Here is a 12,054-nt window from a genome sequence, read left to right on the forward strand (position 1 = left end):
ATCAAAGAAACTTTCGGGAAAAGTCTCAAAGAGACGATAGAAAATACTGTCCGTTTTCACTCAATTTTGTCCCTCAATGACTTGTGCTACTTGTTCAATCTCTAAGTCTAAAGTTTGGGTATAGGAAAGCCAGCAGATAGCATTTTTAGGGCAATTTGTCGAGATTTCTCTTCTTTGCCCTTTTCCTCTCCTTCCTCTCAAATATCTCGATTTAGAGGATTTTTTCTAAACCGTAAACGAGGGATTGCAGCTGAGTAACTTTGCGGATAGAAAGGAGAACCCCCGGCATATAACAGGAGCGATCGCTGGTATCATGACGAAGGGTATAGATTTCTCCGGGGGAACCGAAAATGACTTCTTGGTGGGCAATTAAACCGGGTAAACGGACGCTATGAATACGGATGTTCTCGGCAGTTAAACCGCCTCTAGCGCCGGGGATGGTTTCTTTTTCGGAAACTTGAGCAGGATTAAAGATTTTACCCAATTCTGCCAGTAATTCGGCGGTTTTAATCGCTGTGCCACTGGGTGCGTCTGCTTTTTGATTGTGATGCAGTTCGATAATTTCTACATGATCAAAGTAGCGAGATGCTTGCACGGCAGCCTGTTGTAGTAAAACCATGCCAATGGAAAAATTGGGGATAACTAAACAGCCGGTGCTGGCTTTTTCGGCAAATTCGGCTAAATCTTGCAGTTGTGCCGCCGATAATCCCGTAGTTCCCACCACCGGACGCACTCCATAGGCGATCGCACTGCGGGTATTGTCATAAACACCGTCGGGATGGGTAAAATCCACCATCACCCCCTGCACTTTTTCCTGAGTTGCCAGGACTAAAACACTCTGTAAATCGTCGAGAATCGGCACTTCTAGGGGTTCACAACCGGCCACTTCTCCCACATCCTGACCTCGAAAAGCTGGATTTCGATCCACTGCACCCACTAGGATCATATCGTCGGCACGAGCAACGGCTTTAATGACTTCCCGTCCCATTTTGCCGGCTGCACCGTTGACAACCACGGGAATCGGGTTTCTATTTTCGGTCATAGTTAATTATTCTCCTTATGTATGGCGATTATAGATTGTAAATGGGTAATAACGTTTTTTAGGGAAAAAAATCAAGATATAAATACTGCCCTAACACATCAAAAAGTTTTTTTTGGTGTGTTACCCTTGGTCAACCCACTACTTATAATAAAGCCATTTCTCCCACCACTTCCAAGCGGGTATAACTGCCGATTTTGAGGAATTTTTCCGAGAGAGATTCGGCCACATTGGGAGTAATCCAGCCTAACTGTTTGAGAATTTGCAAAGCGGCGGCATATTTAGCCCGTTTGGAACCATCTAAAGCTTTTATTGCTAATCCTAAACCTTCACCGACGCGCCCGATACATTGAATCCCTTCGGCCCCGGCTTTGCTGACGATTTCCCCTTGGCTAACCTGCATTAATTCCGTATCAAAAGCCCCTTCTCCTGCTACCATGCGGGGATGATAGGTCATAGCTCGGACGATTCTTTCTAAGTCTAAACGGTTGCCAGAGGCTAACTGGGCGTAGAGATGGGCCATTTGCCCCAACTGCATTGAATAGGTGGGCGCACCGCAGTCATCGTGGGCGCTGATTAATTCATCTCCCGGCATCCCCAATAATTCGGCAATTTTGCTTAAAATTAGCTTCTGTATCTGACTAGAACGCCGCAGATAGGTATTTAACGGCCAGCCACGCTGTTGACACACCGCTAACATCCCGGCGTGTTTACCAGAACAATTGTACTGGAGGCGACTGGGTTTACCGGACGGGAGGGGACATTGCAGAGCGTTGGGATCGATATCGGCACGCCAGAGAATATTAAAGACTTGACGGGCGTGTTCCACTGTGCCTTGGTGAGAACTACAGATAATGGCTAGATCCTTATCGTTGAGATCGTAGCGTTCGAGGGTGCCGGTACTGATGACAGCCAGTGCTTGAAAAGGTTTTAGGGCCGAACGAATAAAGGCGCTAGTTTCGGCACTGCCGGCGGTGGATAATACCCGGCCGCGGTCATCGCAAATAGCGGCCTCGACATGATGGACCGATTCAATAATACCTTCCCGGAGGAGATGAATTTCTAAGCGGTGGGTTGGTGAACGTTTTACCCTATTCATTCAGATTGGTGATTGGTTGCGGTTAGTGAGTGAAAAATAGCCAGAAAAGACCACTGATAGCGACAATTGCCCCTAGAATTAGGGCGGTTTTTTGTAAACGGCGGAGAATGGGCTGGATTTGATAGGAGACGATTAAACGATCGCGGGTTAAAATAGCGGCGGTTTTTGTCCAGATTTGGCCATCATACCAGCCCGACTCTTCATAAAATACTTTCTCTGATTGTAAGCGGTCATAGACGTAGATCCAGCCTAAATACAAGCGCAATAACACCAATCCTACCAAAATTGTCGAGCCAAAAATCCCCGCGCAGAAGAAGAGAAAAGGGGCCTTTTTCAGGGGAAAACTAGCGGCGGCAATCGGTCCGACAATTAACCATGTCCACAACCATAACCAGAGAATTTTTTTTGTATAAGAGGCTACATCTAGCGTCGCCCAACGGAAAAACCAAGATTCTTTTAATTGTTCGTACTCGTTAACCGGTTGCTGTTCTTCCGGGACGGGACAGAAATCAAGGGAGGATTTCATGGATTCTACTCCTCTAAATGGTCGCTAGGTAGAGGAATCCGTTGGGCATGACCCCAAAATGCTTCTAAATTATAAAATTCTCGCTCTTTTGGTAGAAAGATATGGACAATGATATCGCCATAATCCATCAGGATCCAGCTACCTTCGCTTTTTCCTTCCACTTGTCGGGGGGATTGTTGCCATTCTAGTTCCATAGCAGCTTCGATCGCATCCTCGATCGCTCGCACTTGGGTGGTAGAATAGCCAGTAATAATCAGAAAATAATCGGTTAAATAACAGATATCGGCGACTTTCAGGATGGCGATGTCCCCTGCTTTCTTGTCCTCGGCAGCGGTAACAATTGTCTCTAGAAAATTTTCGGTCTTGAGATTTTCGGCGACAGGGGTAATAATTCCAGTGGGATTGGTCATTCAGGTTGTGGTTATCCTTTGGCTGAGGTGGTTGTAAGGGAGTCTTGAGATTATGTTAATCAATGGTTTTAGTTTCCGTTAGTTGTTCTTTAACAATTTGTAACGCCCAGTTGCGGGTTAGCACGGTGCGGGGATGAATGGGACAATGGCTACTTAAAAGATATTTTAGGGAATAATCGCAGGTTTGTTGAAGGCTTTTATGGAGATTTTGATAGCTGAGTTGTCGTAGGGCGTTTAATTCGGGTGTATCGCCGCGATTGGGTTCCAAGGCATCGGCAATAAAGACTATACAGCTAAGATCACTCATATTGGGTTTACCGAGGGTATGATTGCGAATCGCTTCGAGAATTTCCTCATCGGTAATGTTAAATTCTTTTTGGGCGACAATTGCGCTCACGTCGGCGTGGAGTAAGTGGGGATGGGATGCACAGATATTATCCACCTCTATTCCCGCCGATTCTGCCATTTTTAGCAGTTTTTTGGGCTTGAAAAATTTAGCCAGATCGTGTAATAATCCAGCTTGCCCTGCTTGGACGGGATCGAGATCGTGATGACGAGCTAAATCAATACACATGGTCTCCACACCAAGAATATGGCGCAGACGGTGTTCGTTGACGTTTTCTTTTAACCAGTCGATAACTTGCTGTCGCATCTTTTTTTTGCCCTTGTGGAACCCCAAAACGATTGTAACAATTACTATACAATTTTGCCTATTGCTCCCGGGTTCGATCTTTACCAATCATCCTCGCAACTAGCTTCTAAAACTTCTCCTTGCTGCCAATCATCCTGAAAAGGTTGTACCACTTTACCGATCGCATCGGCCACAAAAGACTTAATAAATTCTTCCTTGCGACTAAGTTGAAATTGTCTTTGTACCACTTCCGTCATACCACCGTCACCCCAGTCTTGATCCTGACGGAAATATTCAATAAAACTTTTGCCGGCAATGCGGGTTAAATAGGCGGCACTGACCCCTTGAATTGCCTTACCGACTATATAGGTAGTAAAATTTAACTGTAGGATTCTGGCTAATAATTCTACTGCTCCTTTCACTACTCCCAAACTAACTAGAGTTTTACCCAAAGATACAGCCAATTCCTTGCCTCGATCGCTGTTAATTTCACAGCCATAAACTTGACCAATTTCCTTAACCATTTGAGCATTAACCGCCGCCGTTGCTAACAGATCGAACACTGGTAAGGGAGTCACCGCAATCACTCCCGCACCGATCCACTGATAGCGATCAATAATTTTATCAGCTTGGCGACGACGTTGGCGATCAATAATTTTCCTAGCTTCTTCTCCTAATCGTTGGGATTGTAAGAGGATATTATCCGCCACTAAATCCTCCCCTTCGGCGCGTAAAACTGAAGCCAAACGTTTAATTAAAGCTAAAATATCTGGTTCTGGTGTGATCATTTGTCCACCAGTTAACTGTACTGGTTGGGGATTAGCGGCGACGGCAATAATATCGGCTGAAAGGACAACTCCTTTAAGACGTTCTCGTAATTGTTTTAAAATAATGTCTCGATCTTCGTCGCTATAGAGATCGATTTTATTAAAGACTAAGAGAGAACGTTTACCAATATCAATTAAACCCAATAAAGGGCCGTATTCCGATTGTCGAATATCGTTATCGATGACAAATAAAAGTAAATCTGCTTCCGTGGCTAATTGTCGCGCTAACTGTTCCCTTTGACCTCCAGCTGCACCAATTTCAAGAATGCCGGGAGTGTCGGTAATTTGAATTTCCCGATTCACACCTTTCATTTTTAAACTATAGGTTTCCCCTTTTTCCGTGGTTCCCATGGTTGCCTCCACATTGCCCACCATTTGACCGATGAGGGCGTTAATTAGGGAGGTTTTTCCCGCCGATCCCGTGCCGAAAACAATGATTTTAACTTCTTTTCTGACTAAACTTCGCTCAATTTCTTGGGAACGATTAATAAAAACCTGTTGGGTTACTTTATCTTGAATTTGCTCCACTTGTTGCCGGATAGCTTTTAAGGTTTCCCCGGCGGCCTCGGTTTTTTCTACCGGTAATTTTAGGGGTGGACGGGAGGAAGAACGCAACCCGCGGCGACTTTTTTGCTGCTGGGGCAGCAGATAAAAGTAGTACAAAAGAATGTAGATCAGCAAGCCCAGCAGTCCGATAATCAGTAAAAGCAGAATATTGGCTAGTAGGGGAGCGGTAAAGGCGATCTGGATGTAAAGACGATAGATAGAGTTGACTAACCACAACATTAATCCGAAAATAAAGCTCAGACCAATGATTAAAGCGGCAAGACGGGGTAATTTCATCAGCTTTAACGGTAGGGGATTCCTTGATCTTGATCTTAGTTCTTTGCCGGCCGATTGTCGGGAACTAGAATAGACTATTATCTATAGTCATAATTGTTTTTATTCATCAGTAGGGAAGCACAATTATTTGTAGGATGGGTTAGCGGTAGCGTAACATAATCGGGCGTTGGGTTTCATGCTTCAACCCAACCTACGTTCTTCCCCACTTCCCCATCTCCCCACTTCCCCACCTCCCCACTTCCCACTTCCTTCGGACCAGAAAAGGGGTAAGATAATAAGTTTAGTGATAAGATGACCGAATTGTAAGCGGGGACTTGATATGGCAGAAACCCTATTATTTAATGCTTTGCGACAGGCGATCGATGAGGAAATGGGCCGGGACCAGACAGTATTTGTTTTGGGTGAAGATGTGGGTCATTACGGCGGTTCCTACAAAGTTACCAAAGATCTCTACAAAAAATATGGCGATTTAAGGGTTTTAGATACTCCCATCGCTGAAAATAGTTTTACGGGCATGGCAGTGGGGGCAGCCATGACGGGATTACGTCCGATTATTGAAGGCATGAATATGGGTTTTCTTCTGCTTGCCTTTAACCAAATTGCCAACAATGCCGGGATGTTACGTTATACTTCTGGCGGTAATTTTAAAATCCCCATGGTTATCCGTGGTCCGGGGGGTGTGGGCAGACAATTAGGGGCGGAACATTCCCAACGTTTAGAGGCCTATTTTCACGCAGTACCTGGCCTAAAAATTGTCGCTTGTTCCACTCCCTACAATGCCAAAGGTTTATTAAAATCGGCGATTAGAGATAATAACCCCGTGCTTTTCTTTGAACACGTTCTTCTCTATAATCTTAAGGAAAATTTACCTGATACCGAGTATCTTTTACCCCTCGATAAAGCCGAAATCGTTCGCAAGGGAGAAGATATAACTATTCTCACCTATTCGCGGATGCGTCATCACTGTTTACAGGCATTAAAACAGTTAGAAAAAGATGGCTATGATCCAGAAATTATCGATTTAATTTCCCTGAAACCCTTTGATATGGAGACGATTGCCGCTTCGATTCGCAAGACTCACAGGGTGATTATCGTGGAAGAATGTATGAAAACGGCAGGAATTGCTTCCGAGTTAATTGCTTTAATTAACGAGCAGTTATTCGATGAATTAGATGCCCCCGTGTTAAGATTATCTTCCCAAGATATCCCCACACCTTATAACGGTAATCTAGAAAGATTGACGATTATTCAACCTAATCAAATTGTCGAAGCTGTCCAAAAAATGGTCGGCGATCGCATTTAACAAATTCTCCTTTTGATACTGAAGTTATGCAGAGACAAAATTGGTTATTGTTACTGATCGTCGGCCTAGTTGTTGCCTCGATCTTTATCCTGATTAAGTTACCCCTACAATTAGGTTTAGACCTGCGCGGGGGTAGTCAATTAACCATTCAGGTTAAACCCACTGAAACCGTGACAACCATTCAACCTAATGATTTAAAAGCCGTACAAAATGTGATTGAAAATCGCGTTAATGCCCTCGGTGTTTCTGAATCATTAGTGCAGACTGTGGACAGTAAAAATCAGGTAATCGTGCAACTACCCGGGGTCACAAATCCCAAAGAAGCTGAGAGAAACCTAAATGTTCAGGCCCAATTAGAATTTCGTCAGCAAAAACAAGGTACAGAAGGAGAATTCCGGGCTGAATATTCAATTTTTCAACAAAAAAAGGCGGAATTAACCGCCCTCAAAGCCGAGAATAAACCCGAAAATGCCGCTAAAATTGCCGAACTAGAACAATCTCTGCAAAAATCTAAAGAGGCAATTTTAAATTTATTTGAGTCGGTGGACTTAACTGGAAAAAATCTGCAAAATGCCACTATTAGTTCCACCCAAGGCACTAACTGGGAAGTGGCCATTACTTTCGATTCGGAAGGGGGCAATAAATTCGCCGAACTGACTAAAGCGATCGCTGGTACTGGTCGCAGTATTGGGATTTTCCTCGATAATGAATTAATTAGCGCCCCTGTGGTTGATGTGCAGTTTGCCCAAACGGGAATTACAGGAGGCCGGGCCGTGATTACCGGTAATTTTACCGCCGAAACTGCCAACGATCTAGCGATTCAATTGCGCGGTGGTTCTCTACCTTTCCCCGTTAAAGTGGAAGAAATTCGCACCGTCGGGGCAACTTTAGGCCAGGATAGCATCCGTCGCAGTATCTACGCAGGTTTAGTGGGTTTACTGTTAGTTTTAATCTTCATGGCGGTTTATTACCGTTTACCCGGGATTATTGCCGATGTTTCCCTGATTATCTATACTATTCTCTCTCTGGGGGCTTTTGCCCTAGTGGGAGTCACGATGACGTTACCCGGTATTGCCGGATTTATCCTCAGTATCGGCATGGCAGTTGATGCAAATGTACTGATTTTTGAGCGTACCCGGGAGGAATTAAGGGCCGGAAAATCCCTATTTCGGGCAGTAGAGTCGGGATTTTATCGGGCTTTTTCCAGTATTCTCGATAGTAATGTCACTACTTTAATCGCCTGTGCTGCCTTATTTTGGTTGGGTTCAGGATTAGTCAAAGGTTTTGCTTTAACTTTAGCCATTGGGGTAGCTGTGAGTATGTTTACCGCTTTAACCTGTAGTCGTACTCTCCTGTTAATCACTGTGTTAAGCGTCCCTAGCATTCGCCAAAAACCCCAACTTTTCTGCCCTAATTTACCGGCAAATCAGTAGGGTGGGTTAGGCGACGACAAGTTATGCTGTTAACCAATAATTTCATATTCGCCGTAACCCACCGATTGCCACTCCCTACTCCCCAAATTCCTTTTTCCTTTTTACTTTTTACTTAATCGATATGGCATTTAACGTTACAAAACAGCGTAATTTTTGGTGGACAGTCTCGGCCTTGCTGACGATTGGTAGTATTTTGGCCATGGTAATTTCTTGGTTCACTATTCAAGCGCCTTTGCGACCGAGTTTAGATTTTGTTGGTGGTACGAGAATTCAGATAGAATTAGCCTGTGCCAAAAAGAATAACTGTGAGAAACCCTTAACTACTGCCGAAGTGCAAGCAATTTTAGACGAGGAAGGATTGGGTAACAGTAGTGTGCAGGTGTTGGATAAATATACTTTATCGGTGCGGACGAAAACCCTCGCAGAAGAACAGAGAACAAAATTACTCGACACCTTAAACCAGAAAATCGGTGCCTTTGACCCCGAAACCAGTCAAATCGATACGGTCGGTCCCACCATCGGTCAAGAATTATTTAGGTCGGGATTTTTAGCTTTATTAGTGTCATTTTTTGGCATTGCTGTCTATCTAAGCTTCCGTTTTCAACGGGATTACGCTTTTTTTGCCATTGTCGCCCTGCTGCACGACGTTTTGATCACTTTAGGGGTCTTTGCGGTTTTAGGCTTAATTGCGGGGGTAGAAGTGGATAGTTTATTTTTAGTTTCCCTCTTGACAATTGTGGGCTTTTCTGTTAATGACACAGTGGTAATTTATGATCGCGTGCGGGAAAATTTTGCTAATACCCCCGAATTATCCGTGGATGAAATTGTCGATAATGCGGTGAGTCAAACCCTAAGTCGTTCGATTAATACCACCCTGACTACTTTATTGCCTCTGGTGGCGATTTTTCTCTTTGGTGGCACGACCTTAAAATATTTTGCCCTAGCTTTAATTATTGGTTTCGTAGCGGGGGCCTATTCGAGTATTTTTATCGCTAGTACCCTACTAGCTTGGTGGCGCAGTCGTTCCCATCGACCCACACTCAATTACAGTTAGGATGCCATTGGTGAAGAATCAGTGGTTCTTGGATGGGTCGTAATAGTAATTTCAACCTGTTGATTGAGACGACCCAAAATTGAGATCAAACGGTCAATAGTAAAGCGTCCCAAATTAGCACGGCGAATCTGGACAAATTCACTGTGATTAATTCCAGTTCGCACTTGAGCATCGCGGGTTGATAAGTCTTCCTTCTCCAGAACCTTGATAATTTCAGCAGCAAGCAGTGCTTTCGCTTGTCGCACGTCCGCATCTACATCGCCAAAATCGCGGTACACATTCCCGCTACCTTGTACCAGTTCAAATTGTTCTTCACTCATGAGAGTTCCTCCTTCAATCGCTTGAGCCGTGCTTTGATAACTTCGACTTCTTGCTGTGGTGTTTTGATCCCTTTTGGGGATTTTTTCTGGAAGGCATGAATCACCCAGATAGCCTCACCTAACTGGACAGCATAGATAGTTCGATAGGCATCCCCCTTGAAAGGTAGAGCAATCTCGAACACACCAGAACCTATCCCCTTAAAAGGCTTGGTTAGGGATGATTTTGCCCCTTCTGCTGCAATAGTTAAAGCGTCAAGTACAATTTCTTGGGCTTCCTTGGGAAACTTTTGAAAATCTTTCCGTGCCGCTTTAATCCAAGATATAGGACGGGTATTACGCATTCGCTTATGGTGATATAACTGATACCACCGGTCAAGCCCCATTATACCTAAAGACCATCAATTTGATGCTTATCGAGGGTCATAACTCCCTTTATAGGTTGTAAAAATTTGATAACCAGGTAAAACTAAGCTGATACCAGCAAAACTATGTATTCTTCCTGGATAACTTTCTTCTGCATCACTACCCCCCAATCGCCAACAAAAAGAACCCAACCAAATATAAAAGCCTGGAATCAGTGCGTCCATCGAATAGGCAATATCCTTTAACTGAGGGTTAACTTCGTTTGATGATCCCTTTTTTTGGGAAACTTTTATTTTCATTTATTTTCATTATTTTAAACTTATAATCGTTTAAGAACTATACCATATTTTTATTAGCATTGACGATGACAATTATCACAATTCCACACTTAAACCCTTTGGTGCGATCGCTGATATGGTAGGTTGGGTTGAGGAAGGAAACCCAACGCTAATCAAAGATATTTGAAGGCCTTATTATCTTCAACCGTCCCATCGAACTAAGATAGTGCAAGCTTAAAGATGGCTTTTAGTTGTCAGCTAAATTTTTGCGCCAATTTCGTCAAATTGCTTCAAGAGATTTGATTGCGAACGCCACTGAAAGCAGCGTATGCGATCGCTATAGCATCTACAGCATCATTAATAGGCATTTTTGTCAATCCGAATAAATACTTAATTTGTTCGGCCACCTCAGCTTTAGTGGCCCTACCATGGCCCAGATGACATTTCCAACTAGCTTGATGGAGGAAAATCGGTTCAATTCCCCCATCGCGACAGCTAACTAGATTGATAATTCCCAATGCTTGCAGGACTCCACCGGCTGCCTTGATTTGCCGGTTAAAAAAGGGCATTTCCACGGCAATTTCCCCCGGTTTATATTCTGCGATTAACTCCTTTAAATCCCGTTCAATTTCGATCAAACGCTGGGCAGTAGAAAGATTTTTAGAAGTTTCGATCGTGCCGTAATCGACTAAGATCGGCACTAACTCACTATTATCCCGGAGAATAGCCCAACCGACAATCGCTAATCCGGGGTCGATACCCAACCAAGTAGTCATAGATTAAGCCAAAAAATCTTGGACGATTTGGAGGATTCTTTGGGATGCTTGTCCATCTCCAAAAGGATTAATGGCATTAGCCATACGATCATAGGCGATTTTATCCCCTAATAATTCTCCCGCTTCTGCTAAAATTTGCTCCGGATTAGTACCAATTAATTTCGCTGTTCCCGCTTGTACTGCTTCCGGTCTTTCCGTGGTTTCTCGCAATACTAAAACCGGTTTTCCTAAACTAGGGGCTTCTTCTTGAATGCCTCCAGAATCAGTTAATAATAAATAACAGCGTTGAATCGCCCCCACTAACTCGGCATAATCGAGAGGTTCAGTTAAAAATACCCTAGGATGATTGCCCAAAACAGACTGAATTGGTTCTCGGACGGTGGGATTACGATGCAGGGGTAATAATAGGGCTGTATCGGCATATTTTTCTAACAACAAAGTCAATCCTTTGATAATATCCTGTAAGGGTTCGCCCCAATTTTCCCGGCGGTGAACCGTGGCTAATAAAACCCGATAATCTGACCAATTTAAGCCCGCAATTTGACATTCTGGGGCGGTTTTAGCTACGGTTAATAAAGCATCAATAACCGTATTGCCGGTGTGGTGAATATTTCCTGTCACCCCAGATTTTTGTAAATTTTCCACGGCTAAAGTAGTGGGAGCAAAATGTAGGGTCGTCAGTTGAGAAATTAGGCGGCGATTAGCTTCTTCGGGATAGGGATTATAGATATCATTAGTTCTTAATCCTGCTTCCACATGGGCGATAGGAATTTGTTGATAAAAAGCCGCTAAAGCAGCAGCAAAAGCGGTAGTAGTATCACCTTGCACAATAATTAAATCTGGTTTTATGCGCTCAAAAACTGTTTCTAAACCGCGTAAACTACGGCAAGTAATATCAGTTAAAGTTTGACGGGTTTGCATAATATCGAGATTTTCATCTGCTTTTAAAGCAAATAATTCCATCACCTGCGCTACCATTTCTTTATGCTGTCCCGTCAGAATTACATGGGTTTGAAACTGTTCCGATTCTTGAAAAGCACGAATAACGGGAGCTAATTTAATCGCTTCGGGACGAGTTCCAAGAGTAATACAAATTGATTTCAACATATTATTATCAGTTATCAGTTATCAGTTATCAGTTATCAGATGTGA

At 43.6% G+C, this 12,054-nt stretch carries 14 protein-coding genes; 3 read left to right on the forward strand and 11 right to left on the reverse strand.

The annotated features are described in order from the left end of the window. Positions 1–211: 211 nt before the first annotated feature. From dapB to EWV60_RS03050, 6 genes are all read right to left on the reverse strand, one after another. Positions 212–1,042 carry a 4-hydroxy-tetrahydrodipicolinate reductase gene (gene dapB / locus EWV60_RS03025; RefSeq protein ID WP_002739420.1) on the reverse strand — a complete coding sequence of 277 codons (831 nt, stop codon included), beginning with the start codon at positions 1,040–1,042 and terminating at the stop codon, positions 212–214. A 142-nt stretch (positions 1,043–1,184) separates the two neighbouring features. After that, positions 1,185–2,138, reverse strand: coding sequence for an asparaginase (locus tag EWV60_RS03030; protein WP_271947763.1), 954 nt, complete (start codon positions 2,136–2,138; stop codon positions 1,185–1,187). 22 nt (positions 2,139–2,160) lie between these two features. Next, a complete protein-coding gene (locus EWV60_RS03035) occupies positions 2,161–2,664 on the reverse strand; it encodes a CGLD27 family protein (RefSeq protein WP_002738948.1) in 504 nt (167 codons plus the stop codon). A 5-nt stretch (positions 2,665–2,669) separates the two neighbouring features. Then, a complete protein-coding gene (rsfS, locus tag EWV60_RS03040; protein WP_002739249.1) occupies positions 2,670–3,074 on the reverse strand; it encodes a ribosome silencing factor in 405 nt (134 codons plus the stop codon). Between the two features lie 55 nt (positions 3,075–3,129). Then, positions 3,130–3,726 carry a bis(5'-nucleosyl)-tetraphosphatase (symmetrical) YqeK gene (gene yqeK / locus EWV60_RS03045; protein ID WP_016514364.1) on the reverse strand — a complete coding sequence of 199 codons (597 nt, stop codon included), beginning with the start codon at positions 3,724–3,726 and terminating at the stop codon, positions 3,130–3,132. Between the two features lie 80 nt (positions 3,727–3,806). After that, positions 3,807–5,375, reverse strand: a complete 1,569-nt coding sequence (locus EWV60_RS03050; RefSeq protein ID WP_287230875.1) for a YcjF family protein — start codon at positions 5,373–5,375, stop codon at positions 3,807–3,809. 319 nt (positions 5,376–5,694) lie between these two features. On the opposite strand from EWV60_RS03050, the gene EWV60_RS03055 reads away from it, so the two are divergent. The 3 genes from EWV60_RS03055 (at position 5,695) to secF (ending at position 9,165) form a co-directional block, all read left to right on the forward strand. Further along, complete coding sequence (locus tag EWV60_RS03055) at positions 5,695–6,678, forward strand: alpha-ketoacid dehydrogenase subunit beta (protein WP_002752113.1); 984 nt, start codon at positions 5,695–5,697, stop codon at positions 6,676–6,678. Positions 6,679–6,704: 26 nt separating this feature from the next. After that, entirely contained in the window at positions 6,705–8,111 is a 1,407-nt protein-coding gene (secD, locus tag EWV60_RS03060; RefSeq protein ID WP_287230878.1) for a protein translocase subunit SecD, read from the forward strand. Positions 8,112–8,232: 121 nt separating this feature from the next. Next, complete coding sequence (secF, locus tag EWV60_RS03065; RefSeq protein WP_287230881.1) at positions 8,233–9,165, forward strand: protein translocase subunit SecF; 933 nt, start codon at positions 8,233–8,235, stop codon at positions 9,163–9,165. Here secF and EWV60_RS03070 read toward each other — a convergent pair. From EWV60_RS03070 to wecB, 5 genes are all read right to left on the reverse strand, one after another. Next, positions 9,162–9,485, reverse strand: coding sequence for a helix-turn-helix domain-containing protein (locus EWV60_RS03070; RefSeq protein WP_002752110.1), 324 nt, complete (start codon positions 9,483–9,485; stop codon positions 9,162–9,164). The genes secF and EWV60_RS03070 overlap by 4 nt on opposite strands. After that, on the reverse strand, positions 9,482–9,826 hold the full coding sequence (locus EWV60_RS03075) for a type II toxin-antitoxin system RelE/ParE family toxin (protein WP_232306098.1): 345 nt from the start codon (positions 9,824–9,826) through the stop codon (positions 9,482–9,484). Before EWV60_RS03075 ends, EWV60_RS03070 begins: the two co-directional genes overlap by 4 nt. A 69-nt stretch (positions 9,827–9,895) precedes the next feature. Further along, positions 9,896–10,147, reverse strand: a complete 252-nt coding sequence (locus EWV60_RS03080) for a hypothetical protein (protein WP_287230884.1) — start codon at positions 10,145–10,147, stop codon at positions 9,896–9,898. A gap of 269 nt (positions 10,148–10,416) precedes the next feature. After that, positions 10,417–10,902: a crossover junction endodeoxyribonuclease RuvC gene (locus EWV60_RS03085; protein WP_002739294.1), complete on the reverse strand. Its 486-nt coding sequence runs from the start codon at positions 10,900–10,902 to the stop codon at positions 10,417–10,419. A gap of 3 nt (positions 10,903–10,905) precedes the next feature. Next, positions 10,906–12,009: a non-hydrolyzing UDP-N-acetylglucosamine 2-epimerase gene (gene wecB, locus EWV60_RS03090; protein WP_193977241.1), complete on the reverse strand. Its 1,104-nt coding sequence runs from the start codon at positions 12,007–12,009 to the stop codon at positions 10,906–10,908. Positions 12,010–12,054 lie beyond the last annotated feature (45 nt).

This window comes from Microcystis sp. Msp_OC_L_20101000_S702 (assembly GCF_007095705.1).
Taxonomy (GTDB): domain Bacteria; phylum Cyanobacteriota; class Cyanobacteriia; order Cyanobacteriales; family Microcystaceae; genus Microcystis; species Microcystis ichthyoblabe_A.

Bases quoted from the DNA above. Each gene is read 5' to 3' on its own strand.
- yqeK (WP_016514364.1), bottom strand. From the start codon at position 3,726: ATGCGACAGCAAGTTATCGACTGGTTAAAAGAAAACGTCAACGAACAC.
- wecB (WP_193977241.1), bottom strand. From the start codon at position 12,009: ATGTTGAAATCAATTTGTATTACTCTTGGAACTCGTCCCGAAGCGATT.
- EWV60_RS03030 (WP_271947763.1), bottom strand. From the start codon at position 2,138: ATGAATAGGGTAAAACGTTCACCAACCCACCGCTTAGAAATTCATCTC.
- EWV60_RS03050 (WP_287230875.1), bottom strand. From the start codon at position 5,375: ATGAAATTACCCCGTCTTGCCGCTTTAATCATTGGTCTGAGCTTTATT.
- secF (WP_287230881.1), top strand. From the start codon at position 8,233: ATGGCATTTAACGTTACAAAACAGCGTAATTTTTGGTGGACAGTCTCG.
- secD (WP_287230878.1), top strand. From the start codon at position 6,705: ATGCAGAGACAAAATTGGTTATTGTTACTGATCGTCGGCCTAGTTGTT.
- EWV60_RS03035 (WP_002738948.1), bottom strand. From the start codon at position 2,664: ATGAAATCCTCCCTTGATTTCTGTCCCGTCCCGGAAGAACAGCAACCG.
- EWV60_RS03070 (WP_002752110.1), bottom strand. From the start codon at position 9,485: ATGAGTGAAGAACAATTTGAACTGGTACAAGGTAGCGGGAATGTGTAC.
- EWV60_RS03085 (WP_002739294.1), bottom strand. From the start codon at position 10,902: ATGACTACTTGGTTGGGTATCGACCCCGGATTAGCGATTGTCGGTTGG.
- rsfS (WP_002739249.1), bottom strand. From the start codon at position 3,074: ATGACCAATCCCACTGGAATTATTACCCCTGTCGCCGAAAATCTCAAG.
- EWV60_RS03075 (WP_232306098.1), bottom strand. From the start codon at position 9,826: ATGCGTAATACCCGTCCTATATCTTGGATTAAAGCGGCACGGAAAGAT.
- dapB (WP_002739420.1), bottom strand. From the start codon at position 1,042: ATGACCGAAAATAGAAACCCGATTCCCGTGGTTGTCAACGGTGCAGCC.
- EWV60_RS03080 (WP_287230884.1), bottom strand. From the start codon at position 10,147: ATGAAAATAAAAGTTTCCCAAAAAAAGGGATCATCAAACGAAGTTAAC.
- EWV60_RS03055 (WP_002752113.1), top strand. From the start codon at position 5,695: ATGGCAGAAACCCTATTATTTAATGCTTTGCGACAGGCGATCGATGAG.